This window comes from Microbacterium sp. USHLN186 (assembly GCF_037145155.1).
GTDB lineage: Bacteria > Actinomycetota > Actinomycetes > Actinomycetales > Microbacteriaceae > Microbacterium.
This window is the reverse complement of sequence record NZ_JBBCYA010000005.1, coordinates 90,002-112,985: the sequence shown is the minus strand read 5'-3', so window position 1 is coordinate 112,985 and position 22,984 is coordinate 90,002. Positions and strand designations below refer to the sequence as shown.

Here is a 22,984-nt window from a genome sequence, read left to right as displayed (position 1 = left end):
TCTACGTCGCACCCGACGGGGCTGTCTGGGAGGGGCACCGTTCCCCACACGCCGAAGGCCCCCACGTCGTGGGGGCCTTCGGCGCTCTGGCGGTGACGGAGGGATTCGAACCCTCGGTTGCTTGCACAACACACGCTTTCCAAGCGTGCTCCTTCGGCCGCTCGGACACGTCACCAGGAAACAACCTGTCCATCTTATCCGATCGCGCACGCCGGTTCGGACCGCGCGTCCCGATCGGCTGCCGGCTCAGTCGGCGAAGGCGATGCCGTACATCGCGGTGTCGGGACCGGAGTCGATTCGGTGCAGGCCCATGCGCGCGTAGAAGGCGCCCGCCGCGGCATTCGCGGGGTTCATGCCGAGGTGCAGTCCGCGCACGCCGCGATAACGCAGCTCGGCGAACAGCGTCTCGATCAGGGCACGCCCCAGCCCCTGTCCCTGGGTCTCGGGCAGCAGGTCGATGTGCAGGTGCGCCGGATAGCGCGCGGCATGCCTCTCGCGCCCGGGAGCGCGGTTCGCGGCGTAGATGATCGTGCCGTCCTGTCGCGTCGGCTCGGGCAGGCCCGACAGCGGGTAGCGACCCTGCCGTGGCGGCCACCACTGGTCGCGGAACCACTGCTCGAAGCCGTCGGTGTCGTCGGTTGCGACGATGTACCCCACGGTGCGACCGTCGTCGGACTCCACCACCCAGCACAGGTCCGGATGCCGCACCGCGTACGGCGCGGCGAATACCTCACCGCACAGGCGCTCGTCGGCGAAGAGTCCGGTCGCATCTCCTCCGGCATCCGCTGTCCTCAGGCAGATGTCGTAGAGCGCGTCTCGGTCGGCGTCACGATACGGGCGGATCTGCGGCACGGCGCCTCCTCGATGCGGACGGGGATGATGCGGACGGGAAGTTCCCACCCGGCGATGTCTCCACCGGCGGGTCGGACGGAGCCATCCAGCCTATCGTCGCCCAGTACTGCAGCACCGCTGCGACCAGCAGAGCCGCCGACGCACCCACCAGCGCCCCACCCACCGTGTCGGTGATCCAGTGCACGGCCAGGATCGTGCGCGAGAGCGCCATCGCGACCACCCAGAGCGCGCCCACGATTGCGACCCACACCCGAGGGAACACCAACCACACCACCACGGCGATGGTCGCGGCGTTCGCCGTATGCCCGGATGGGAATGAGCCGAAATCCGAGGTCACGAGCATGTCGTCGGGCCGTGCGCGGGCGAAGATCTCCTTGAGCAGCTGGGTCAGACCGGCGCTGATGGCGAACGCCGCGGCGGCGAACACCGCCGCTCGCCAGCGGCGCAGCAGCACCAGCAGCAGCACGATGAGCAGCGGGACGAGCAGGATCGCGACCCATCCACCGCCGATCCAGTTCAGCAGGTATGCGCCCGACAGCATCCAATCCTGGCGAACGCCTGCCATGAGGTCGTTCCAGAACAGGTCGAGTCCGTCGGTCGCGCCTTCGGGCACCAGCACCACCAGGACGCCGACCACCGCGGCGAGCGCGAGCAGCAGACTCCCGGCGAACAGCAGCGAACGGCGACTCGGCGTGGGTGGTCTCATCGTCCCATTGTGCCCGCCGGGTGGATATCCTCGGGTCATGAACCCCGATCCGTTCGTCCTCCTCGGCGGTTCGAGCGCCGAGATCATCGCCGCGCATCCGATCGAGCCCGGGCGGGTTCGACCGCACCGCGTCCTCGACGCGGAGGGCCTGCGGGTCCGGCTGCTGGCCATGGACACGGCAGCCGTGCTGCGCGAGCACCGCGCGCCCGGGCCGATCCTGGTGCAGGTGCTGGCCGGTGGCATCCGGTTCCGCGTCGCCGGGACCGAGCAGGTGCTCTCCCCCGGCGGCACGATCCACGTCGCCGCCGGGGTGCTGCACGAGCTGGAGGCCGACGCACCCTCGCACGTGCTGCTGGTCATCGCGGGCTGAGCGCGGCCCCTCGGCCGCGCGGGTCTCAGCCCTTGGACTCAGCCCTCGGTCTCAGCCCTTGGTCGCGCCCGCGAGCAGTCCGCGCACGAAGAAGCGCTGCAGAGCGAAGAACACGATCAGCGGGACGATGATCGAGATGAAGGTTCCCGCGGACTGCAGGAACCAGCGGTTGCCCCAGGTGCCCGACAGCGAGTTCAGGGCCTGGGTGATCGGCAGCGCGCCCGGTGAGGCGAAGATGGTCGCCACGAGCAGGTCGTTCCACACCCACAGGAACTGGAAGATGCCGAACGACGCGATCGCGGGCATCGCCAGGGGCAGGATGATGCGGAAGAACACCTGACCGTGACCGGCGCCGTCCACTCGGGCGGCCTCCACGACGTCACCCGGGATCTCCGCGATGAAGTTGTGCAGCATGAAGGTCGCCAGCGGCAGGGCGAAGATCGCGTGCGCGATCCATACGCGCGCGAAGCTGAACTCCACGTCATTGAGCGTCAAGCCGGGGAAGATCGCGACATCGTTGATCGTCAGGCCCTCTGAGAACAGGCTCAGCAGCGGCACCAGGGCCATCTGCAGCGGCACGATCTGCAGCGCGAAGACGAACACGAACAGCATGTTGCGACCCTTGAAGTCGATCCATGCGAACGCGTAGGCCGCGAGCGAGGCGATCACGATCGGGAAGACCGTGGCGGGGATCGTGATGGCCAGAGAGTTCACGAACGCCGTCGCGAGCGTGGTCGAGGTGCCACCCGCGGTGAGCGCCTCGAAGTAGTTCTCGAGCGTGAACTGCGGATCGGTGAACACCGTCCACCAGCCCGTCGACTGGGTGTCGGCGCCGGGGCGGAAGGAGGTGACGAACAGGCCGAAGGTCGGGATCGTCCAGAACACGGCGATGATGACCGCCGCGATCGTCGCGCCCTTCGAGGTGAGCTTCTTGTGCGCGATGGCCTCGTTGCGGCGCGTCTCACGGGCGATCTGGCCCTTGGTGCGGGTGTCCATCACGACGGCTTCAGTGGTGCTCATCAGCGGATCTCCCTCTGCTTGGTCATCGCCCGGGCGTTGTAGATGATCAGCGGCAGCACGAAGATGAACAGCACGACCGCGAGGGCCGACGAGTGCCCGTAGCTCTGGAAGCGCTGCTGCTGGTTGACCATCTCGAATCCGAGCACGGTGGTGTTGTCGCGTCCGCCGGTCATGACGGCGACGATGTCGTAGACCTTGAGCGACATGATCGTGATGGTCGTGAGCACGACGATCAGTGACGAGCGGATGCCGGGCACGGTGACGTTCGTGAACCGCTGCCACGCGTTCGTGCCGTCGAGCTCCGCGGCCTCGAGCTGCTCGGCGGGAACCGCCTTGATCGCGGCGGACAGGATCACCATCGCGAAGCCCGTCTGGGTCCAGATGAAGACGATCAGCAGCATGAAGGTGTTGATCAGCGGCTGCACGGCGAGCCAGTTGACCGGGTCGCCGCCGAACGCGGTGACGATGGCGTTCAGCAGGCCCAGCTGGTCGCCCTGCCGGTAGTCGTACATGAACTTCCAGATGATGCCGGCGCCGACGAACGAGATCGCGACCGGCATGAACACCAGCACCTTGAGCACCTTCTCGCCGCGGGCGCGGTCGATGAAGACGGCGTACGCAAGGCCGAAGGCGACCGAGATGGTAGGTGCCAGCAGCGCCCAGATCAGCGTGTTGACGACCGACCAGGTGCCGACCGGGTTCGTGAACACCCAGATGTAGTTCTCCAGACCGACGAACTGCTCACCCTTCTTGTCGAAGAACGACTTGAAGAACGTGGCGACGGCCGGATAGATGAGACCGGTCAGCAGCATGATCGCCGCCGGCGCCATGAACAGGATCAGCTGGAACAGGTAGCCGGCGCCCTGCCGCGAGCGATAGTCGGCGAAGAAGAGCAGCGCGCCGCTCAGCAGCGCGATCGCCACGACGTAGAGCACAGCGTTCGAGTAGGGTCGCAGCAGCATGAACGCCAGCACGGGGATCAGCAGGCAGGCCACCAGTCGCATGATGAAGTAGCCGCGGCCGGGACGCGGGGCGTACTCGATCAGCACCAGGACGATGCCGACCACGAGGCCGAACACCAGCAGCACGACGGGGATCTGCAGCAGCGGATGTAGGTCTCCCATCCACAGGAAGAACGTGTTCAGTGACATCGGCCCCAGGGCGATCCGGGCGGGGTCCTCGACCGGGGTGGAGATGATCAGCAGGAACAGCAGCGCGGCGATCAGGATGAAGCCGGCGACGACCACGACGCGGGTGATCGCGCGGCCCTTGCCGTCCACGCCATGCGTCGTCTGAGGCAGCGCGGTCGTCTCCTGGTCATCGAGGGTGGTCAGTGTCATGGGATCCCCTTCTCTCACGGCGCCGTCCGGCTGCACTGCCGGCCGTCGCTGCGGTGGAGCCGTACGGGCACGGCCCCTGGCGAGGTGCGGACGCGGGGCCGGGCATCTCTGCCCGGCCCCGGCCTCACCAGCGAGTTGCGCTCAGACTAGCGCGGTCGATCAGTTCTCGTAACCGGCCTGGATGTCGTTCAGCACCTGGTCGGTGGGCTTGCCATCGACCCAGTCGACCATGCCCTTCCAGAACGAGCCGGAGCCGACGGTGGACGGCATCAGGTCGGACGCGTCGAAGCGGAAGACCGTCGACTCGTCCTGCAGGATCTGCATGGCCTCCTGCAGGAACTCGCTGCTCGCGTTGCTCGGGTCGGCCTTCTTGTTCGCCGAGATGACGCCGCCGAGCTTCACGCGCGCATCGGCGAACTCGGGCGATGCCATGAACTCCAGCACCTTGACGGTGGCGGCGTCGTCGTTGAAGCCGGCGACGAACTCGCCGCCGCCCTCGACCTGCAGCTCACCCTCGGTGTAGCCCGGCATGATGAACGCGTACACGTCACCGTCGGGCGCGACCGTCGGGGTCTTGCCGTCCGCGTTCTTGACGTCGAGGAAGTTCGCCGACAGGAACGACGCCTGGTGGGTCAGCGCGCAGCTGCCGTCGGCGACCTTTGCCGCGACGTCGCCGAAGGCGGTCGAGTTGATGCTCTTCACGTCACCGAAGCCGGCGTTGACGTAGTCGGGGTTGAGGATGATCGAGCCGACGGCATCGAACGCCTTCTTGATGTCCGGGTCGGTGAACTTCACCTTACCCGACACCCAGTCGTCGTAGACGTCCGGGCCGGACTGACGCAGCACGAGGTCCTCGATCCAGTCGGTGCCCGGCCAGCCGGAGGCGTCACCGGAGGCGAAGCCGACGCACCACGGCGCCTCGCCTGACTTCTCACGGATCGTGTCGGTGAGGGCGATCATGTCGTCCCACGTCTTGGGGATCTCGACACCCCACTCCTTGAACTTCGCCGGCGAGTACCAGATGTAGCCCTTCAGGTTCGCCAGCATCGGCGCCGCGTAGAACGTGTCGTCGAAGGTGCCGTAGTCCTTCCAGTCCTTCGACCAGTTCTCGTCGACCGCCTTGGAGACGCTCTCGGGCGCCTCCTTCACCTTGCCGGTCTCGACCAGCGTCTTCAGCAGACCCGGCTGCGGCACGACCGCGATGTCGGGAGCGTCGCCACCGGTCACCTTGGTGACGATGTTGCCCTCGAAGCTCTTGTCGCCGGTGTACTCGACCTTGATTCCGGTGTCCTTCTCGAACGCTTCGAAGCTCTTGTTGAGGTCATCGGCCTCGGATCCGGTGATGCCGCCGGAGATGCGAACGGTCTTGCCCTTGACGTCGCCGCTTCCCCCACCTCCGTCGCCGGGGGAGGCCTCCGCGCACCCGGTCAGTACGAGCGCTGCCGCTCCGACCAGGGCGAGGGGAGCAAGCAGGCGGTATCGCTGTGACAGAGCCATGTGTTTTCTCCTCTTCAGGTGGTCCGGGTCCTCGTCGGCGGAGAATCCCGCAGCATTGAGGAACCGATTCCAGGACAACCTACTTGCCCCGGACGCCCCGGCACAATGCCACGCGGAGACATTCACACAACCGTTGTGCAGACGTGATCCCCGCGCTGGGAGCGCTCCCAAAGCGTAGCGTGTGGAACCGGTTCCCTTCCACGCGCGAACTCGGTACGCTGGCGACGCCGAGTTCCGGAGGAAGCAGATGAGCACGATCGCCGATGTCGCCCAGCGCGCCGGCGTGTCCAAGGCCACCGCCAGTAGGGCGCTGAGCGGCGGCGGATATGTGTCCGAGGCGGCGCGCAACCGGGTGCAGGCAGCGGCACGCGACCTGCACTACGTGGCACACTCCTCAGCCACGACGCTCGCCACGGGCCGCTCGCTGTCGGTCGGCGTGATCATGCCGGCTCTGGATCGGTGGTTCTTCTCCGAGCTGCTCGCGGGCATTCAGGAGGGCCTGCTGGATGCCGGCCAGGACCTCGTGCTGTACGGCATCGGGGAGGGCACCGCGGCGCGAGCACGGCTGTTCTCCGAGGTCCTGCCGCGGCGTCGCCTCGACGGGATCATCGCCGTCGGCATCCAGCCCAGTGCGCACGAGCTGGAGCGACTGGTGCAGGTGGCCACTCCTCTGGTCAGCGTCGGCGCCTTCAGCGAGGGGACCGATGCGGTGTCCATCGACGATGAGGCCGCCGCCCGCATCGCCACCGAGCACCTCATCGACCTGGGCCATCGCGACGTCGCGTTCCTGGGCGGCCGGGACGACGCCGCGACGCACGCGTACGGCGACGCGCGGCGACTGCGCGGGTATCGTGCAGCCATGGACGCCGCGGGACTGGCATCCCTCACCCGGCACGCCCCAGGGGAGGCGACGATGCCGGGCGGGTACGAGGCCGGGGTGCGGATGCTGGGCGATCGCACCCGGCGTCCGACCGCGTTCGTGGCTGTCTGCGACGAGGCGGCGATCGGCGGCATCATCGCGGCACGACGGCTGGGTCTGTCGGTGCCGGCCGAGCTGAGCGTGGTCGGCATCGACGACCACCTGCACTCGGGGATGTTCTCGCTGACCACCGTGCGTCAGCAGCCGCGGCAGCAGGGGCTCGCCGCCGTGGAGCTGCTGCGGCGGCGAATGGATGCCGGCGACGCCGGCGGCGCACAGCACACGCTGGCATCCGAGCTCGTGGTGCGCTCCTCCACCGCCGCTCCCCGCGTCTGATCCGTTTCCCGCGCGGGCACAGCGAAGGCCCCGGGACGGATCCCGGGGCCTTCGACGCGCAGAGCGCAGGTATTACTTGAGGGTGACCGTGGCGCCGGCGGCCTCCAGGGCCTCCTTCGCCTTCTCGGCGGCCTCCTTGTTGGCGCCCTCGAGGACGGCCTTCGGAGCACCGTCGACGACGGCCTTGGCCTCGCCGAGGCCCAGCGAGGTGAGCTCGCGGACGGTCTTGATGACCTGGATCTTCTTGTCGCCGGCAGCCTCGAGGATGACGTCGAACGAGTCCTTCTCCTCCTCGGCCTCAGCAGCGCCAGCGCCACCGGCAGCGCCGGCAACGGCGACCGGGGCGGCCGCGGTGACGTCGAACTTCTCCTCGAACGCCTTCACGAAATCGCTGAGCTCGACGAGGGTGAGGCCTGCGAACTGCTCCAGCAGCTCCTCAGTGGAAAGCTTCGCCATGATGTTTTCTCCTAATGAATGGGGTTGGTGTGAGGAAATCGCCGGACGCTCACGCGGCCTCTGCGGTCTCCAGCTTTTCGCGAAGCGCGTCGATGGTGGCGGCAGCCTTGCCCATCGTCGCCTTCATCATGCCCGCTGCCTTCGCCAGCAGAACCTCACGGCTCTCGAGCGAGGCGTACTTGTCGACCTCGGCGGCGTCGAGGGTCTTGCCCTCGAAGACGCCGCCCTTGATCACGAGAAGCGGGTTGGCCTTGGCGAAGTCACGAAGAGCCTTGGCAGTGGCGACGAAGTCACCGTGCACGAACGCGACGGCCGACGGGCCCTTGAAGCCGTCGTCCAGCGTCGTGATCCCCGCGTTGTTCGCGGCGATCTTGGTCAGCGTGTTCTTCACCACGGCGTATTCCGCGTCCTGACGGATCTTGCTGCGCAGCTCCTTGAGCTGGGCAACCGTCAGACCGCGGTACTCGGTCAGCAGGACGGCGTTCGAGCTCTCGAAAGACTTCGTGAGCTCGGCAACCGTTGCATCCTTCTGCGCCATGGTCACTCCTTACGTGTACGGACGCCACGCGGATGCGGGGCGTCGACCTCGACCGCCCCACGGCATGAGAAAAGCTCCGGCGCAAGCGCACGGAGCTTCGAGAAGTATTCGCACACCTGCGCGGGCCCCTGCTGAGCAGTGCTTCGATCGTCGCATTCGCACACGACGATGACCGGCGGTCTTCGGTTATGCCCCACTCTACGGCATCCGCCCCTCTCCCCCAAATCCCCGCAGTGTTCTTCGTCGGCTAGTGCGGGGAAGGACGGGTGTCAGGGCGGGGTGATGTGGAAGTGCGCCAGACGCGTCGCCAGCTTCTCGGGCGTGCGGATGTCGGCCATGCCCCAGCGGGCGACGCGACGACCAGTCGTGCCTCGGATCCATCGAGTCCGAAGTCGGCGTAGTACATGTTCCCTTTCGGGCCGCGTACCGGCACCTGCAGGTCCGGAGCCGGGAAGCCGAGCCGGTGAAGCTGCAGCCTGCTCACGCTCTCGCCCGGCAGCTGCGCGCGTCCGTCCGCGAATTCCGACACCCAGCGGGCCGGCCGGATCCCACGGGCTCCCGCGTTGCCGTCAAGCCGGTTCGTCAGGCCGGCGCGCTCGAGATGGTGTGGGACATCGCGGCCCCGCCGTGACCGTCCCGCGCGACCGCCGTGATCTGCGCGCGATGCTGCTGCTGCGCAGTCAACGACGCATGGGTGTCAGCGTCGATGTACCAACCACGTCGCAGATGCAGCATCACGCCCTCCACAACGGCGCGTGCCATCTCGCGATCGGTCCAGCCGTCGAGCATGAGATTCTCGCGGGAGCGGACGAGGTCGGGCAGCAGCGCGTCGGACTCCGCTCGACGGATGCGCGAGAGGAGCACGTCTTGTTCGAATGCCATAGCCGGGGGCGGCGTGGGAGGAGGGGATGCCGGGGCGCGAGGGTTAGGCTTTTCCGGTGACACCCGAACTGCAGGCGCGCATCATCGCGGATTCGAGCGATCGGGTCGCGTGGCTGCGGGCGCGAGCGCGCGGGATCACCGCGACCGACGTCGCGGGGCTGTCGGGTGAGGCCTCCATCACGCGCGCTGCGGATGCCAAGCTCGGCGCCGGTCCGCGGTTCGGCGGCAACGCGTACACCGATCACGGACGCCGCCGCGAGCCGGAGATCGCCGCGTGGGTGGCGGCGACCCACGGCATCCTGCCCTCGTCGGCGCTGTTCCACGCGCAGGTGGAGAAGCGCCACCTCGCGACCCCGGACGGCGTGTGCGTGGACGGCGACGGACGCGTGCTGCTCGCCGAGATCAAGACCACGAACAAGTCGTGGCGCACCATCCCCCGCACCTACCTGCGTCAGGTCTGGTGGCAGCAGCACGTGCTGGGCGCCGAGCGCACGCTGTTCGTATGGGAGGAGCACGACGACTTCAACCCGATCCACGACGAGCCCCGCTCGGTGTGGATCGACCGCGACGAGAAGGAGATCGGACAGCTCGTCGCGCTCGCGACCCGCCTGATCGACGAGCTCTACCGCCGCACCACCGGCCAGGCTCCGCCGACCCGCGCGCCGCTCGCGCCGAGCCGTCGCACTGCGCTGCGCGAACGCGACATGTTCCGCGCCCTCGCACTCTCCGACTGACAGGCTCGCAGGCTCACAGGTCACCGGCCGACCGCCCCGCGTTCACGTGAGGACCCGGCGCGCCTCCCCCGCCACCTCGGCGGCGATCGTGTCGAGCAGTGCGGAGCGAAGGTTCCACTGCTGCCAGTGCAGGCGGACGTGCAGCGCCGGCCCTCCGAGCGGCACAAGGCGGCTCGTCTGCTGCGGCAGCGGCACCATGCCCCACCCGAGGCCCAGCTCGACGGCGAGCGCGTAATCGTGCGAAGCGGGCACGTAGTGACGTGGCACCCCGTGGTGGGGGACGCCCATCCTCTCCAGCCACTGCTGCTGCAGCGTGTCCCGCCGGTCGAAGTCGACGAAGGGCGCCGCGGCGAGCGCGGCCGGGGTGACGCCCTGCGGGAACCACCTCTGCGCGAAGCGCCGCTCCGCCATCGCGCGATATTCGAGCACTCCGAGCGGCGACACCGAGCATCCGGCCACGGGTGCCTCCTCGCTGGTCACCGCCGCCATCACCGCTCCGGACTCGAGCAGCCGCGCTGTGAAATTCTGGTCATCCCGGTGCAGGTCGAAGTCGATGGCGTGCTCGGCGGAGAGGCGTGCCAGCGGCGGCAGGAACCAGGTCGCCATGGAGTCGGCGTTGACGGCCAGGGGGATGCTGATCCGCCCACCGTCCTCGTCGCGGCCGAGGCCGCTGAGCGCATCGTGCTCGAGCAGCGCGACCTGCCGGGCCAGGCGGACCACGGCCTCCCCCGCCTCGGTCAGCCGCGCGGGTTTGGCGCGCACGACGAGAACGCGGCCGAGCTGCTGCTCGAGCGTCTTGAGCCGTTGGCTCACCGCCGACGGCGTGATCCGCAGCCGACGCGATGCTGCCTCGAGCGTGCCCTCATCGGCGACGGCCGCGACGGTGGCCGCCAGGTCCGGGTCGATCCTCATCGTAAGACATGCTAACGCGAGGCAAGAGATCTTCGCTGGTGCTGCAGAGTGCATGGCCGTAGCGTTGCTCTGTGCTCACCGTCCTCGCGGGTCTCGGACTCGGCCTCTCGCTCATCGTCGCCATCGGGGCGCAGAACGTCTTCGTGCTGCGTCAGGGCATCCGCCGCGAGCACGTCCTCACCGTCGTCGTCATCTGCGCAGCATCCGACGCAGTGCTCATCGTCGCGGGCGTCGCCGGTCTCGGCTACCTGATCTCCGCCGCGCCGTGGCTCACCGTGCTCGCGCGCTGGGCGGGCGGTCTCTTCCTACTCGCCTACGGCCTTCTGGCAGCTCGCCGAGCCTGGCGCGGTGGCGAGTCCCTCATCGCGGAGGACGCCGGTGCGAGCACCGCCGCCGACGGAAGGGCGGATGTCACGCGGCGAGAGTCCACGATCACTCTGACCCGGCCGGCGTCACGGCTCGCTCCCGTCGCCCTCACCACGCTCGCGCTCACGTGGCTGAACCCGCATGTCTATCTCGACACCGTGCTCATGCTCGGCTCGATCGCCGCCACCCATGGCGAGGACCGCTGGCTGTTCGCCGCGGGGGCGGTGCTCGCGAGCGTGCTGTGGTTCACCGCACTGGGGTTCGGCGCGCGCTTCCTCGGCCGCTGGCTGCGCACGCAGCGCTCGTGGCGCATCCTCGACGGGGTGATCGCGGTGGTGATGGCCACGCTGGCCGTGTCGCTCGTCCTCCCCGCCCTGCACACCTGATCCGCCGCGAGATGCAGAAGACCCCCGCCGTGAACCGGCGGGGGTCTTGCATCGATGGGCCCAGCGGCCCGGTCGATCAGCGTCAGATGGCGTTGACGTCCAGCGGGATGCCGGGGCCGAACGTGGTCGACACGGCGCCCTTCTGGATGTAACGGCCCTTCGAGCTCGACGGCTTGAGGCGCACGATCTCCTCGAGAGCAGCGTCGATGTTCTCGTTCAGCTGCTCAGCGGTGAACGACGCCTTGCCGACGATGAAGTGCACGTTGGCGTGCTTGTCGACGCGGAACTCGATCTTTCCGCCCTTGATCTCCTCGACGGCCTTGGCCGGGTTGGGGGTCACGGTGCCGGTCTTCGGGTTCGGCATCAGACCGCGCGGGCCCAGCACCTTTCCGAGGCGACCGACCTGGCCCATGAGCTCGGGGGTCGCCACTGCGGCGTCGAAGTCGGTCCAGCCGCCGGCCACCTTCTCGATGAGCTCGGTGCTGCCGACCTCGTCAGCGCCGGCGGCGATGGCGGCCTCAGCAGCCGGGCCGTTGGCGAAGACGATGACGCGGGCGGTCTTGCCGGTGCCGTGCGGCAGCATGACGGTGCCGCGCACCATCTGGTCGGCCTTGCGCGGGTCGACGGAGAGCTTCAGCGCGACCTCGACGGTCGAGTCGAACTTCGCCGAACCGGTCTCCTTGGCGAGGGCGACAGCCTCGCTCGGAGTGTAGAAACGGTCTGCCTCGATCTTCGCGAGGGCAGCCTGGTATGCCTTGGACTTGGCCATGATTATTCCCCTCAGTCCTCGACCGTGATGCCCATGGAACGGGCGGTGCCGGCGATGATCTTCGACGCGGCGTCGATGTCGTTCGCGTTCAGGTCGGGCTGCTTGGTCTCTGCGATCTGACGGACCTGCTCCTTGGTGAGCTTGCCGACCTTGACCGTGTGCGGGGTGGCCGAAGCCTTCGCCACGCCTGCGGCCTTCTTGATCAGCTCTGCTGCCGGCGGGGTCTTCAGAACGAACGTGAAGCTGCGGTCCTCGTAGACGGTGATCTCCACGGGGATGACGTTGCCACGCTGCGACTCGGTCGCGGCGTTGTACGCCTTGCAGAACTCCATGATGTTGACGCCATGCTGACCGAGCGCGGGGCCGATCGGCGGCGCCGGGTTGGCTGCACCGGCATTGATCTGAAGCTTGATCAGGCCGGTCACCTTCTTCTTCGGTGCCATTCTCTTTCCTTTCATCGAGGCGGATGCCACGGCATCCGCTTCTCCCGCGAGTCCGGCATCTCCGGACCGCGGTGTCTCACGCGCACGCCGAGGCGCCGCGCAAACCTCTTGATACTACCCCATGACGGGGTCAGAGCATCTTGGTGACCTGCTCGAACGACAGCTCCACCGGGGTCTCGCGCTCGAAGAGCGAGACGAGGACGGTGAGCTTGCCGCTGGCTGCGTTGATCTCGCTGATCGTTCCGGGCAGGCCCGCGAACGAGCCCTCCTTGATCGTGATGGTCTCGCCGACCTCGAAGTCGACCTCGGCGGCCATCGGGCGCGCCACGGCGACGCCGCCCTTGGCGGCGATGGACTTCGCGGTGGGGACGTCCTTGACCTCGACGAGCGACTTCAGCATGTTGAAGGCCTCTTCGAAGCGCAGCGGGGTCGGGTTGTGGGCGTTGCCCACGAAGCCGGTCACACCGGGCGTGTGGCGCACGACCGACCAGGTGTCCTCGTTGAGCTCCATGCGCACCAGCACGTAGCCGGGGATGCGCACGCGGTTGACCATCTTGCGCTGGCCGTTCTTGATCTCCACGACGTCCTCCATCGGGACCTCGATCTGGTAGATGTCGTCCTCGACCTCGAGCGTCGACTTGCGCTGCTCGATGTTGGCCTTCACCTTGCGCTCGAACCCGGCGTAGGAGTGGATGACGTACCACTTGCCCGGCAGCATGCGCAGATCGGCGCGGAACGCCTCGTACGGGTCCTCGTCGGCGACGGGCTCGGCGTCGTCCGCGTCGACCTCGGGGCCGTCGTAGGGGGTGACCTCGTCCGCAGCGGCAGCCTCGGCTTCGGCGGTCTCCTCCGCCACGGCGTCGTTGAGGACCTCGGCGGCCGCTTCGGCCTCCGCCGCCTCATCCAGGTTGAGAGCGTCGTTCACGATCGCATCCGCCTCCGGGTCTTGGATCTCGATGTCATCGGTGTCGTCGTACTCCTCGACGACCTCCGCATCGCCCTCGATGTGCAGGGCGGTGTGCTCGGCCGGCGTGGACGACTTCTCCTGCGCAGCGAGGGGGTTGCCCTCCTGGGCCTCGTCCTCTTCGCTGGACTGCTCTGCGGCGGTCGCCCAGTCTGCGTCGTCGGAATACTTGTCAGGCACTTTGCTTCTTTCCAATCGCTGCGGCGCCCGGGCGCACCGGGACGTCGACGTGGGCTTCAGTCGCTGAGCGGAACCCCGAACACGTAGTGCGCTCCGGTTCCGAAGATCCAGTCCAGTCCGTAGACCAGACCCATCACGATCAGCACGAAGACGAAGACCACGGTGGTGAACTTGATGAGCTCTTTGCGGGTCGGTGTGACGACCTTGCGCAGCTCGCTGATCACCTGACGGAAGAACAGGGCGATGCGTCCGAAGAAACCGAGCTTGCCGTCGCGCAGGGCGTAGGGGCCTGCGGCAGCGACATCGCCGCGAACGTCGTCCTGATCCATCCTGCACGTACCTTTCGTGTGTCAGCTCGCGCGCTGACGCGCAGGGCGGACAGGAATCGAACCTGCAACCTGCGGTTTTGGAGACCGCTGCTCTGCCAATTGAGCTACCGCCCTAGAGGCCGGAAGGCCTCGGGGCCCGCATCCTCGCGCACCGGCATGGGCACGATGAAGGATGCAGACGACTGCCCCTCAAGTGTACGGCATCCGCGCCGCGCGACCGAACCGACGGTGACGCCCGCGTGCGTCGCAGCGCTGTCGTGGGCCCCGGGGGCGCTCAGTAGTCGGCCACGCCGTAGCGCTCGGGCTCGCCGGAGCGCGCGAATGCGCGTCCGCTGAGCGTCGCGGGGGTGATGCGCACGTGGTTGTACTTCAGCGTCGGCACCCAGGGCCGAAGCCCGAGGGCATCCGCCGCCTCGCGCTCGGCGAGGTCGTCGATCACGCGTGCGCGCCCGCGGACGATCACGCTCCACGCGTCGGCCTCGGTGTGCTCGTCGACTTCGAACACGACATCCTGATTGATCGTGAGCTCGACGAGCTTGCTGCCCTCGGCGGTGCGGAAGACGAGGGAGTGCCCGTCGGTGACGTAGTTGACCGGGAAGATGTCGATGACATCGCCCACCCTGGTGACGAGACGCCCGACCTCGGCCGTCTCGAGTCGCTGCCAGCACTCCTGCTCGCTGAGCCGGACGACCGGATCCTCGGTGCTCATCGCGCGCTCCTTCCGCCTGCCTCGAGGGTATCCCCGAAGACGACGGCGCGGTACGGGCGGATGCCACCCGTACCGCGTCGAAGGGACGACGGCGATGCTCAGGCGCGGCGGATGAGCTTCTTGTTGACGAACTCGTCGGCGGCCAGCAGCCCCAGCTCGCGCGAGGTGCCGCTGCGCTTGACGCCGCCGAAAGGCAGCTCGGGGCTGTCGGCGAGAGCGATGTTCACGTACACCATGCCCGCCTCGATCCGGTTCGCGACCCGTTCGGCCTGCTCGGAGTCGGTGGTGAACACGTACGAGCCCAGGCCGAAGGTCGTGTCGTTCGCGAGCTCGACCGCGGCGTCCTCATCCGCGACGCGGTAGACCACCGCGGCCGGACCGAACAGCTCCTCGCGATACACGTCCATCTCCGGGGTGACATCGGCGAGCACGGTCGGGGCGAAGAACGCGCCCTCGCGGGTGCCGCCGGTGAGCAGGGTCGCGCCCTGTTCGACAGCGGTGTCCACCTGCTGCTGCAGCCGCTCGGCGGCGGCCAGCGACGACAGCGGGCCGAGCACGGTGTCCTCCTGAGTGGGGTCCTCCGCCGAGACGGCGGCGAGCGATGCGACGAACTTCTCGGTGAACTGCTCGTACAGCTCGTCGACGATCACGAAGCGCTTCGCGCCGTTGCAGGACTGGCCGTTGTTGTCCAGGCGCGCATCGACGGCCAGCTGCACGACGGCATCCAGGTCGTCGGTGGAGAGGACGATGAACGGGTCGGATCCGCCCAGCTCGAGCGCGACCTTCTTCAGATTGCGTCCGGCGACCTCGGCGACCGCAGCGCCGGCCCGCTCGGATCCGGTGACCGAGACGCCGTGCACGCGGGGGTCGGCGATGATCTTCGCGGCCTGCTCGTTCGTCGCGTACACGTTCACGTACGCGCCGTCGGGCAGCCCTGCGTCACGGTAGATGTCGGCGATCGCAGCAGCGGACTGCGGGCACTGCGGGGCGTGCTTGAGGATGATCGTGTTGCCGATCGCGAGGTTCGGAGCAGCGAAGCGGGCCACCTGGTACGCCGGGAAGTTCCACGGCATGATGCCCAGCAGCGCGCCCAGGGGCGCGCGCCGCACGACCGCGTCGCCCTCACCGAGGATCTGCAGCGGCTGGTCCGCGGTGATCACATCGATGTTGTCGGCGTAGTACTCGATGATGTCCGCGGCGAACTCCACCTCGCCGACGGCAGCCGCGATCGGCTTGCCCATCTCGCGCACGATGATCGCGCCGAGCTCGTCCTTGCGCTCGCGGTGCAGCTCGGCGATGCGGCGGATCACCTCGGCGCGCTCGGCGGGAGCCGTGGCACCCCATGTCTTCGCAGCCGCCGCGGCGGTGGCGACCGCCTGCTCGATCTGCTCGTCGGTGGCGGTGTCGTAGTCGGCGACGGTCTCACCGGTGGCCGGATTGACGACGGCGTAGTCGGTCATTTCAGTTCCTCTTCTCTCTCGCCGGAGCGGGCTCAGGCGTTGGGGATCAGGGTGTACTTGGTCGACAGGTACTCGTGGATGCCCTCGGCGCCGCCCTCGCGGCCGACGCCCGACTGCTTCACACCGCCGAACGGAGCCGCGGCGTTGGAGACGACGCCGACGTTCAGGCCCATCATGCCCGTCTCCAGCGCGTCGATCATGCGGTGGCCGCGCCCGAGGTCCTCGGTGAACACGTAGGAGACCAGTCCGTACTCGGTGTCGTTTGCGAGACGCACGGCCTCGGCCTCGTCGGCGAAGGTCGCGATCGCCAGCACCGGTCCGAAGATCTCCTCGCGCAGGATCGCGCTGCCCGCGACGACGTCGGTGAGCACCGTCGGCTGGTAGAACGTGCCGGTGCCCTCGAGCGCCTCGCCGCCCGCCAGCAGACGGGCGCCGCGGTCGACCGCGTCGCCGACGAGCTCCTGCGCCTTGGCGACGGCATCCTCGTCGATCAGCGGGCCGATGGCGACGCCCTCTTCGGTGCCGCGGCCGATCTTCATCGCCTGCACGCGCTCGGTGACGCGGCGGGCGAACTCCTCGGCGACGTCCTGGTGCACGATGAAGCGGTTGGCTGCGGTGCACGCCTGGCCGATGTTGCGGAACTTGGCCGCCATCGCGCCGTCGACCGCCTTGTCGAGATCCGCGTCCTCGAACACCACGAACGGGGCGTTGCCGCCCAGCTCCATCGAGACACGCAGGATGCCGTCAGCGGCCTGCGCGATGAGCTTGCGGCCCACCTCGGTCGACCCGGTGAACGACAGCTTGCGCAGCCGGGGGTCGGCGATGATCGGGCCCGACAGCGCGCCCGAGCGCGAGGTCTGCACCACATTGACCACACCGGCCGGCAGCCCGGCCTCTTCCAGCAGCTTCGTGAAGAAGATCGTGGTGAGCGGGGTCAGTGCCGGCGGCTTGATGATCACGGTGCAGCCGGCCGCGAGCGCGGGTGCGATCTTGCGCGTGGCCATCGCGAACGGGAAGTTCCACGGGGTGACGAAGAACGACGGTCCGACCGGCCGCTGCGACACGATCATCTGCCCGGTGCCCTCGGGGTTGCTGCCGTAGCGGCCGGCGATGCGCACCGCCTCCTCGCTGAACCAGCGCAGGAACTCGCCGCCGTAGACAACCTCGCCCCGGGCCTCCGCCAGGGGCTTTCCCATCTCGAGGGTCATCAGCAGCGCCAGATCCTCCTTGTGCTCCTGCACGAGGTCGAAGGCACGGCGCAGGATGTCGCTGCGGGTGCGCGGAGCGGTCGCCGCCCAGGCGTCCTGAGCGGCGACGGCGGCGTCGAGGGCCCGGATGCCGTCAGCGGGCGTCGCGTCGGCGATCGAGGCGATCACCTCGTTGGTCGCGGGGTCGCGCACATCGAAGGTGCGTCCCTCTTCGGCATCCGTCCACTGTCCCCCGATGAAGAGGCCGCCGGGGACGCGGGAGAGGAGTTCCTGCTCGTTCGCTGCGAGTGTCATGTTCATCTCGATTCTGTGGGGAGGGAAGGTCAGCGCTGGCGGGCGCTCGGCGGGGCGTCCACACCCAGCGTCTCACCGCGGAAGAAGGCAGGGGCGAAGATCCTCTGCACGAACATCAGCACCGCACCGAAGACGAGCAGGCCGACGCCGATGAAGAACACGATGCCGATGCCGCCCTCGCCGTTCGCTCCGACGCCGATGGCGATCGATCCGTAGTCGGGCGCGAGGCTGTCGACCGCGGTGATCACGAAGAGCACGAGCAGGATGACGCCGCCGACGAGCGGGCTGGCGAACTTGAAGAAGAAGTCCTTGCCCGAGTCGAACCACTGGCGGCGGAAGTACCACACGCACGAGAGGGCGGTGATGCCGTAGTAGAAGCAGATCATCATGCCGAGCGCGAGGATCGTGTCCCACAGCGCGTCCTCGCTGAGGAAGCGCATCACGGCGTAGAACCCGCCCGCGACGAACGCGGAGGCGATCGTCGCGTAGCCCGGGGTGAAGAAGCGCGGGTTGACGCGCGCGAACTTCTTCGGCATCGCGCCGTAGTGGCCCATCGCGAGCAGGGTCCGCGCCGGCGAGATGAACGTCGACTGCAGCGACGAGGCAGATGAGGTGAGCACGGCGAGGGAGAGCAGGAAGGCGAGACCGCCCATCACCGGTCCCGACAGCGCGAAGAACACGTTGCCGCCGATGTCCTCGTTCGTCAGGCCCAGGCCCTCGTCGCCGATGCCGGAGTACATCAGGCTGCTGATGGTGAGCAGCAGATAGATGGCGATGATCGAGACCACCGTGAGCATGGCGGCTCGTCCCGGGGTGCGCTCGGGGTCCTTCGCCTCCTCGTTCATCGTGAGGGTGACGTCCCACCCCCAGAACATGAACACGGACGCCGACAGGCCCATCACGATCATCGAGAGCCCGCCCTGGATCTCGAACGGGTTGAACCACGCGAGCTCCGGCAGGTTCGCCTCGAAGGCCCCGCCCTGCACGGTCTCGACGATCGCCATCACGGCGAAGAGCACGAGGATCGCGACCTGGAACGCGACGAGGCCGTACTGCAGCTTCTGCGAGGTCGACACGTCGCGATACGACACCCAGGTGGCGAGGGCGACGAAGATCAGGCACACCGCGACGTTCACGAACGGGTTGCGCGTGATGGATGCGATCTCCTCGTTGCCGGAGATCTGCGAGATCAGCAGGAAGAGGAAGTCGACGGCGATGCCGGCGAGGTTCGACAGCACGAGGATCGTCGCGACGATCAGACCCCACCCGGCCATCCACCCGACGTACGGCCCGAACGCGCGGGTGGCCCAGGTGAAGCTCGTGCCGGAGTCGGGCATGACCTTGTTGAGCTCGCGGTACCCGAAGGCGACGAGCAGCATCGGGATGAAGCCGAGCAGCAGGATGGCAGGCACCTGGAATCCGACGGCGCCGACGGCGCCGCCGATGCCGGCGGTGTACGTGTAGGCCGGGGCGATGCACGAGATGCCCATCACGAGGGCGCCGAGCACGCCGACGGTGCCGACGCTCAGGCCCTTGCGGGAGATTCCGGTCGTGACTCCGGAGTCGGGCGCCATCGCCCGATCGGTGCTGGACATCACTGTTCTCCTGCTTCAGCGCGGGTGCGCGGGACGACGATCATGGGTACGGGGAGCTCGTGCAGCATCTTCGCGGCGGTCGAGCCCAGGAAGAGACGCCGGGGCTGCGCCAGCCGGCTGGAGCCGACCATGACGACCTCGCCCGGATGCCAGCGCAGGTGCGCCACGGCGTCTTCGACGCTGTCGCCTGTCGCGCGCTCGACCTCGGCGGCGACGCCCTCGGGAAGAGTCGCCCGCACCTGAGCGAGCACGTCCTCCCCATGCGCGTTCTGCGCCAGGGTGATCGCTCCGGTGTCGAGGCCGGCCGGCACGTCGAACGGCACAAGCGAGACCAGTCGCAGGGTGCCGTGGGCCGCTGCCGCGAGTCGCGCGGCCGCGTCGACCACGGCGTCCGCTCCGGCGCGGGTGCCGACGGCCGCCGTGACGCGCGGGATCGGCGTCTCGGCGTCGGCGTTGTCACGCGAGCCGGCAGTCGCCAGCGCAACGGGGATCGGCGAGGAGTGCACGAGCTCCGAGGCGACGGAGCCGAGGCGGTGGCGGCCGAGGGTCGTGCCGTCGGCCGCGCCGACGACGACGAGCCGGGCGTCGAATTCCTCACCCGCGGCGATGATGCCCTCGGCGAAGGATTCGTTGAAGCGCACGTGCCCGAGGCAGCGGACGTCAGCGGGCACCTGGGCGACGGCTGCCCCCAGCCACTCCTCGGCCTGGGCGCGCACATGCGCCTCGAAGGCGCGCTCCGGGGGAACCACGGCCGCGCTGCGGGTTCCCTGGGGCGGAAGCACGATGACGAGATCGAGATGCGCGTCGATGCTGCGCGCCAGCCGCGCGCCGAGAGCGAGGGCGTCGGCGCCCTCATCCGTCGCCGTGTACCCGACGACGATCGACCCGCTCATGCTCCGCTGCTTCCGGTGCCGGCCGTCTCGAGGATCTGCGCGGCGGCGAGGCGGCCCATGCGGATCGCGCCGTCGACGTGCTGGTACCCGGCGCCCGCCATGTCGCTGCAGGCGAAGTGGATCGGACCGACCGCGGCGCGCAGGTCGGCGCCGTAGCGGTGCAGACCACCCATGTCGAAGCTCGCGGCGTAGGCGCCGCGGGTCCACTCCTCGCTGCCCCAGTCGCTCTCGTAGTACACGACCGGGGTCTTCGCCTCGGGGCCGTAGTAGTGCGACAGCGACTCGAGGATGCGCTCCTTGCGCTCCTCGGCGCCCAGGGTGAACAGGTCGTCGGCGTTCTGGTCGCTGACGAAGCCGACCAGCGTGCCGCGCTCATCGCCGTGGTTGGTGTTGTCGTACGCCTCATGAGAGAGCTCGTACGGGCTGAACGCGGTGCCGCTGAGGCCCTGCTCGCGCCAGAACGGGCGGTCGTACACGGCGTGCACCTTGATCACGAAGCCCATCGACAGGTGCTGGTGCAGCTGGTGCTGGCGGCGAGGCAGCGGCGGCACGAACGTGATGCGGTCGTAGAGCACGGGCGCGTGCGCGAGGATCGCGTGCCGTGCGCGGACGGTCATGCCGTCCGCGTGCGCGACGACTCCCTCGTCCGACCATTCGAGCGTGCGCACGGGCTGGTTCAGGAAGACGTCATCGCCGAGTCGCTCGGCGAGCAGCAGCGGAACCTGCTGCAGGCCGCCCACGACGCGCTTGTCGAGGATGAAGTCGGCGTCGACCAGGTTGGAGTACGAGCCGGCGGACGCCGCCATCAGCAGCGACTGCAGCAGCGAGAACGCGTGGGTCGGCTTGGTGAGCATGGCGGATCCGGTGGCGAATGCGAGGTTGCGGACGGCCTCGTCATCGTCGGTCTGCTGGCGCAGCCAGGCGTCCCACGTGACGGAGTCCCACTCTGCGGCGTTGGGGTGCTCCCAGGGGCGGTCGGGGTCGATCTCGGCGACCATCGCGTCGAGGCGCTCGGTGATCTCCGCGATCGTCGCCTCGGTCGCAGCCGACACGGGGAACATCTCACCGGTGAAGCGGTGCAGCGTGCCGTCGGGTCCGACGTAGACGCTGTCGCCCTCGCGGTAGCGGTCGAAGGTCTCCAGGCCCAGTTCGACGATGGTCTCCTTCAGCGCATCCTGGTCGGGCGAGACCCACTGGCCGCCGATCTCGAGCATCGCGCCCTCGATCTCGTCGGTCCACAGGCGTCCCCCGACCCGGTCGCGCGCCTCGAGCACCGCGACCGTCAAGCCGGCCTTGCGCAGCTCGTTCGCCGCGGTGGTGCCGGCGGCTCCCGCGCCGACGATGACGACGTCGCGCGTGATCTCGTGCTCTGCCATGGATGATCTCCTTTGATGCGGAATGGTGTCGAATGTGTGTCGGCCGCGACCCCTGATCCCCCGACCAGGGTCGCGGCCGACCGTCTCAGGCGCGCTGGAGCGCGGTGGCGAGCACGTCGAGGCCCTCGTTCAGCAGGTCGTCGCCGATCGACAGCGGCGGCAGGAAGCGGATGACGTTGCCGAAGGTGCCGCAGGTGAGGATGATGACGCCTTCGGCCACGCAGGCCTTGGCGACGGCGGCGGTCAGCGCGGCATCCGGCGCGCCCGTCTCGCCGTCGACGAACTCGACAGCGATCATGGCGCCGTGACCGCGGATGTCACCCAGGCGCGGGTCGCTCTCGCGGATCGCACGGAGACGCGTGGTGAGCACCTCGCCGATCTGGCGGGCGCGCTCGACGAGCCCGTCGTTCTCGAACGCGTCGATCGCGGCGAGCGCCGCGGCGCAGGCGATCGGGTTGCCGCCGTAGGTGCCGCCCAGGCCGCCGGCGTGCGCGGCGTCCATGATCTCGGCGCGGCCGGTGACGCCCGCGAGCGGCAGGCCGGCGGCGATGCCCTTGGCCGTGGTGATCAGGTCGGGCTCGATGCCGAAGATCTCGCTGGCGAACATCGCGCCGGTGCGGGCGAAGCCGGTCTGCACCTCGTCTGCGATGAAGACCACGCCGTTGTCCCGGCACCAGGCGACGATCGCGTCGAGGAACCCGTCGGCGGGGACGATGAATCCGCCCTCGCCCTGAATCGGCTCGATGATGACGGCGGCGAGACTGTCAGCGCCGATCTGCTTCTCGATGAGAGTGATGGCGCGCTTCGCCGCCTCGGCGCCGGTCAGGCCGTCGCGGTACGGGTACGACCCGGGCACGCGGTAGACCTCAGGGGCGAACGGACCGAAGCCTGCCTTGTAGGGCATCGACTTGGCCGTGAGCGCCATGGTGAGGTTGGTGCGGCCGTGGTAGCCGTGGTCGAAGGCGACGACAGCCTGGCGCCCGGTGTGCTTGCGGGCGATCTTGACGGCGTTCTCTACCGCCTCGGCACCGGAGTTGAAAAGGGCGGTCTTCTTCGGGAACTCACCGGGCGTGAGCCGGTTGAGGGCCTCGGCCACGTCGACGTACGACTCGTACGGCGAGACCATGAAGCAGGTGTGCGTGAACTGCGCGGCCTGTGCGGCGACGGCTGCGGCGACCTTGGGGTGGGCGTTGCCGACGCTGGTCACGGCGATGCCGGAGCCGAGGTCGATGAGCGAGTTGCCGTCGGCGTCTACGACGACACCGCCGCCGGCGGCCACGACCGAGACGGGCATGGAGTGCGCGACACCGGCGGCGACCGCGTCGGCCTTGCGGGCGAGGATGGCGGCCGAGCGCGGCCCGGGCAGCTCGGTGACGATGCGACGGACCTGCTCGAGGGTGGGTCCGCCGGTCGGTGTCGTGGAGGTCTCGTCGATGAGGGTCATGAGGCG

General features: G+C 68.6%; 24 protein-coding genes and 2 tRNA genes. 4 read left to right on the top strand and 22 right to left on the bottom strand.

Annotation, left to right across the window (positions count from 1 at the left end; translation table 11 throughout):
* Positions 1 to 87 precede the first annotated feature (87 nt).
* The 3 genes from WFG93_RS11200 to WFG93_RS11190 form a co-directional block, all read right to left on the bottom strand.
* Positions 88 to 175 (bottom strand) — tRNA-Ser (locus WFG93_RS11200).
* Positions 176 to 246: 71 nt separating this feature from the next.
* A complete protein-coding gene (locus WFG93_RS11195; protein ID WP_336646423.1) occupies positions 247 to 852 on the bottom strand; it encodes a GNAT family N-acetyltransferase in 606 nt (201 codons plus the stop codon).
* A complete protein-coding gene (locus tag WFG93_RS11190) occupies positions 827 to 1,558 on the bottom strand; it encodes a phosphatase PAP2 family protein (RefSeq protein WP_336646422.1) in 732 nt (243 codons plus the stop codon). Before WFG93_RS11190 ends, WFG93_RS11195 begins: the two co-directional genes overlap by 26 nt.
* 37 nt (positions 1,559 to 1,595) lie before the next feature.
* Here WFG93_RS11190 and WFG93_RS11185 point away from each other — a divergent pair, with 37 nt between their 5' ends.
* Complete coding sequence (locus WFG93_RS11185; RefSeq protein WP_336646421.1) at positions 1,596 to 1,928, top strand: hypothetical protein; 333 nt, start codon at positions 1,596 to 1,598, stop codon at positions 1,926 to 1,928.
* Between the two features lie 51 nt (positions 1,929 to 1,979).
* Here WFG93_RS11185 and WFG93_RS11180 read toward each other — a convergent pair whose 3' ends face one another.
* The 3 genes from WFG93_RS11180 to WFG93_RS11170 form a co-directional block, all read right to left on the bottom strand.
* The gene (locus WFG93_RS11180; RefSeq protein ID WP_336646420.1) at positions 1,980 to 2,948 is read right to left on the bottom strand and encodes a carbohydrate ABC transporter permease; all 969 of its coding nucleotides are present in this window, start codon (positions 2,946 to 2,948) and stop codon (positions 1,980 to 1,982) included.
* The gene (locus tag WFG93_RS11175; RefSeq protein WP_336646419.1) at positions 2,948 to 4,288 is read right to left on the bottom strand and encodes a carbohydrate ABC transporter permease; all 1,341 of its coding nucleotides are present in this window, start codon (positions 4,286 to 4,288) and stop codon (positions 2,948 to 2,950) included. The genes WFG93_RS11180 and WFG93_RS11175 overlap by 1 nt, the downstream gene beginning before the upstream one ends.
* 159 nt (positions 4,289 to 4,447) lie before the next feature.
* Entirely contained in the window at positions 4,448 to 5,785 is a 1,338-nt protein-coding gene (locus tag WFG93_RS11170; RefSeq protein ID WP_336646418.1) for an ABC transporter substrate-binding protein, read from the bottom strand.
* Between the two features lie 247 nt (positions 5,786 to 6,032).
* Between WFG93_RS11170 and WFG93_RS11165 the strand changes: the two genes are divergently transcribed.
* Positions 6,033 to 7,040 (top strand): LacI family DNA-binding transcriptional regulator, encoded by a 1,008-nt coding sequence (locus tag WFG93_RS11165; RefSeq protein WP_336646417.1) that lies wholly within the window; start codon positions 6,033 to 6,035, stop codon positions 7,038 to 7,040.
* Between the two features lie 72 nt (positions 7,041 to 7,112).
* Here WFG93_RS11165 and rplL read toward each other — a convergent pair whose 3' ends face one another.
* The 3 genes from rplL to WFG93_RS11150 form a co-directional block, all read right to left on the bottom strand.
* A complete protein-coding gene (rplL, locus tag WFG93_RS11160; RefSeq protein ID WP_071643797.1) occupies positions 7,113 to 7,496 on the bottom strand; it encodes a 50S ribosomal protein L7/L12 in 384 nt (127 codons plus the stop codon).
* Between the two features lie 49 nt (positions 7,497 to 7,545).
* Positions 7,546 to 8,034 (bottom strand): 50S ribosomal protein L10, encoded by a 489-nt coding sequence (rplJ, locus tag WFG93_RS11155; protein WP_336646416.1) that lies wholly within the window; start codon positions 8,032 to 8,034, stop codon positions 7,546 to 7,548.
* A 582-nt stretch (positions 8,035 to 8,616) separates the two neighbouring features.
* Positions 8,617 to 8,916, bottom strand: coding sequence for a hypothetical protein (locus tag WFG93_RS11150; RefSeq protein ID WP_336646415.1), 300 nt, complete (start codon positions 8,914 to 8,916; stop codon positions 8,617 to 8,619).
* 56 nt (positions 8,917 to 8,972) lie between these two features.
* Between WFG93_RS11150 and WFG93_RS11145 the strand changes: the two genes are divergently transcribed.
* Positions 8,973 to 9,650, top strand: coding sequence for a YqaJ viral recombinase family protein (locus tag WFG93_RS11145; protein WP_336646414.1), 678 nt, complete (start codon positions 8,973 to 8,975; stop codon positions 9,648 to 9,650).
* A gap of 42 nt (positions 9,651 to 9,692) precedes the next feature.
* On the opposite strand, the gene WFG93_RS11140 is transcribed toward WFG93_RS11145, so the two are convergent.
* On the bottom strand, positions 9,693 to 10,562 hold the full coding sequence (locus WFG93_RS11140; RefSeq protein WP_336646413.1) for a LysR family transcriptional regulator ArgP: 870 nt from the start codon (positions 10,560 to 10,562) through the stop codon (positions 9,693 to 9,695).
* 71 nt (positions 10,563 to 10,633) lie between these two features.
* On the opposite strand from WFG93_RS11140, the gene WFG93_RS11135 reads away from it, so the two are divergent.
* Positions 10,634 to 11,314: a LysE/ArgO family amino acid transporter gene (locus tag WFG93_RS11135; protein WP_336646412.1), complete on the top strand. Its 681-nt coding sequence runs from the start codon at positions 10,634 to 10,636 to the stop codon at positions 11,312 to 11,314.
* Between the two features lie 82 nt (positions 11,315 to 11,396).
* On the opposite strand, the gene rplA is transcribed toward WFG93_RS11135, so the two are convergent.
* From rplA to gabT, 12 genes are all read right to left on the bottom strand, one after another.
* Complete coding sequence (gene rplA, locus WFG93_RS11130; RefSeq protein WP_336646411.1) at positions 11,397 to 12,083, bottom strand: 50S ribosomal protein L1; 687 nt, start codon at positions 12,081 to 12,083, stop codon at positions 11,397 to 11,399.
* A gap of 11 nt (positions 12,084 to 12,094) precedes the next feature.
* Positions 12,095 to 12,526, bottom strand: a complete 432-nt coding sequence (gene rplK, locus WFG93_RS11125) for a 50S ribosomal protein L11 (RefSeq protein ID WP_336646410.1) — start codon at positions 12,524 to 12,526, stop codon at positions 12,095 to 12,097.
* 130 nt (positions 12,527 to 12,656) lie between these two features.
* Positions 12,657 to 13,670 carry a transcription termination/antitermination protein NusG gene (gene nusG, locus WFG93_RS11120; RefSeq protein WP_336646409.1) on the bottom strand — a complete coding sequence of 338 codons (1,014 nt, stop codon included), beginning with the start codon at positions 13,668 to 13,670 and terminating at the stop codon, positions 12,657 to 12,659.
* Positions 13,671 to 13,726: 56 nt separating this feature from the next.
* The gene (gene secE / locus WFG93_RS11115) at positions 13,727 to 13,999 is read right to left on the bottom strand and encodes a preprotein translocase subunit SecE (RefSeq protein WP_336646408.1); all 273 of its coding nucleotides are present in this window, start codon (positions 13,997 to 13,999) and stop codon (positions 13,727 to 13,729) included.
* 41 nt (positions 14,000 to 14,040) lie between these two features.
* Positions 14,041 to 14,113 (bottom strand) — tRNA-Trp (locus WFG93_RS11110).
* 160 nt (positions 14,114 to 14,273) lie between these two features.
* Positions 14,274 to 14,708, bottom strand: coding sequence for a pyridoxamine 5'-phosphate oxidase family protein (locus WFG93_RS11105; protein WP_336646407.1), 435 nt, complete (start codon positions 14,706 to 14,708; stop codon positions 14,274 to 14,276).
* Between the two features lie 98 nt (positions 14,709 to 14,806).
* Positions 14,807 to 16,168: an NAD-dependent succinate-semialdehyde dehydrogenase gene (locus WFG93_RS11100; protein WP_336646406.1), complete on the bottom strand. Its 1,362-nt coding sequence runs from the start codon at positions 16,166 to 16,168 to the stop codon at positions 14,807 to 14,809.
* Between the two features lie 32 nt (positions 16,169 to 16,200).
* Entirely contained in the window at positions 16,201 to 17,670 is a 1,470-nt protein-coding gene (locus tag WFG93_RS11095; protein WP_336646405.1) for an NAD-dependent succinate-semialdehyde dehydrogenase, read from the bottom strand.
* A gap of 29 nt (positions 17,671 to 17,699) precedes the next feature.
* The gene (locus WFG93_RS11090) at positions 17,700 to 19,265 is read right to left on the bottom strand and encodes an APC family permease (RefSeq protein WP_336646404.1); all 1,566 of its coding nucleotides are present in this window, start codon (positions 19,263 to 19,265) and stop codon (positions 17,700 to 17,702) included.
* A complete protein-coding gene (locus tag WFG93_RS11085; protein WP_336646403.1) occupies positions 19,265 to 20,158 on the bottom strand; it encodes a universal stress protein in 894 nt (297 codons plus the stop codon). Before WFG93_RS11085 ends, WFG93_RS11090 begins: the two co-directional genes overlap by 1 nt.
* Positions 20,155 to 21,534, bottom strand: a complete 1,380-nt coding sequence (locus WFG93_RS11080; RefSeq protein WP_336646402.1) for a flavin monoamine oxidase family protein — start codon at positions 21,532 to 21,534, stop codon at positions 20,155 to 20,157. Before WFG93_RS11080 ends, WFG93_RS11085 begins: the two co-directional genes overlap by 4 nt.
* An 85-nt stretch (positions 21,535 to 21,619) precedes the next feature.
* A complete protein-coding gene (gene gabT / locus WFG93_RS11075; protein WP_336646401.1) occupies positions 21,620 to 22,978 on the bottom strand; it encodes a 4-aminobutyrate--2-oxoglutarate transaminase in 1,359 nt (452 codons plus the stop codon).
* Between the last annotated feature and the right edge of the window lie 6 nt (positions 22,979 to 22,984).

What these genes read in the sequence shown, in the direction of transcription:
- WFG93_RS11190 (WP_336646422.1), bottom strand. Translation starts at nt 1,558, where the DNA reads ATGAGACCACCCACGCCGAGTCGCCGTTCGCTGCTGTTCGCCGGGAGT.
- WFG93_RS11185 (WP_336646421.1), top strand. Translation starts at nt 1,596, where the DNA reads ATGAACCCCGATCCGTTCGTCCTCCTCGGCGGTTCGAGCGCCGAGATC.
- WFG93_RS11180 (WP_336646420.1), bottom strand. Translation starts at nt 2,948, where the DNA reads ATGAGCACCACTGAAGCCGTCGTGATGGACACCCGCACCAAGGGCCAG.
- WFG93_RS11175 (WP_336646419.1), bottom strand. Translation starts at nt 4,288, where the DNA reads ATGACACTGACCACCCTCGATGACCAGGAGACGACCGCGCTGCCTCAG.
- WFG93_RS11170 (WP_336646418.1), bottom strand. Translation starts at nt 5,785, where the DNA reads ATGGCTCTGTCACAGCGATACCGCCTGCTTGCTCCCCTCGCCCTGGTC.
- WFG93_RS11165 (WP_336646417.1), top strand. Translation starts at nt 6,033, where the DNA reads ATGAGCACGATCGCCGATGTCGCCCAGCGCGCCGGCGTGTCCAAGGCC.
- rplL (WP_071643797.1), bottom strand. Translation starts at nt 7,496, where the DNA reads ATGGCGAAGCTTTCCACTGAGGAGCTGCTGGAGCAGTTCGCAGGCCTC.
- rplJ (WP_336646416.1), bottom strand. Translation starts at nt 8,034, where the DNA reads ATGGCGCAGAAGGATGCAACGGTTGCCGAGCTCACGAAGTCTTTCGAG.
- WFG93_RS11150 (WP_336646415.1), bottom strand. Translation starts at nt 8,916, where the DNA reads ATGGCATTCGAACAAGACGTGCTCCTCTCGCGCATCCGTCGAGCGGAG.
- WFG93_RS11140 (WP_336646413.1), bottom strand. Translation starts at nt 10,562, where the DNA reads ATGAGGATCGACCCGGACCTGGCGGCCACCGTCGCGGCCGTCGCCGAT.
- rplA (WP_336646411.1), bottom strand. Translation starts at nt 12,083, where the DNA reads ATGGCCAAGTCCAAGGCATACCAGGCTGCCCTCGCGAAGATCGAGGCA.
- rplK (WP_336646410.1), bottom strand. Translation starts at nt 12,526, where the DNA reads ATGGCACCGAAGAAGAAGGTGACCGGCCTGATCAAGCTTCAGATCAAT.
- secE (WP_336646408.1), bottom strand. Translation starts at nt 13,999, where the DNA reads ATGGATCAGGACGACGTTCGCGGCGATGTCGCTGCCGCAGGCCCCTAC.
- WFG93_RS11105 (WP_336646407.1), bottom strand. Translation starts at nt 14,708, where the DNA reads ATGAGCACCGAGGATCCGGTCGTCCGGCTCAGCGAGCAGGAGTGCTGG.
- WFG93_RS11100 (WP_336646406.1), bottom strand. Translation starts at nt 16,168, where the DNA reads ATGACCGACTACGCCGTCGTCAATCCGGCCACCGGTGAGACCGTCGCC.
- WFG93_RS11095 (WP_336646405.1), bottom strand. Translation starts at nt 17,670, where the DNA reads ATGACACTCGCAGCGAACGAGCAGGAACTCCTCTCCCGCGTCCCCGGC.
- WFG93_RS11090 (WP_336646404.1), bottom strand. Translation starts at nt 19,265, where the DNA reads ATGTCCAGCACCGATCGGGCGATGGCGCCCGACTCCGGAGTCACGACC.
- WFG93_RS11085 (WP_336646403.1), bottom strand. Translation starts at nt 20,158, where the DNA reads ATGAGCGGGTCGATCGTCGTCGGGTACACGGCGACGGATGAGGGCGCC.
- WFG93_RS11080 (WP_336646402.1), bottom strand. Translation starts at nt 21,534, where the DNA reads ATGGCAGAGCACGAGATCACGCGCGACGTCGTCATCGTCGGCGCGGGA.
- gabT (WP_336646401.1), bottom strand. Translation starts at nt 22,978, where the DNA reads ATGACCCTCATCGACGAGACCTCCACGACACCGACCGGCGGACCCACC.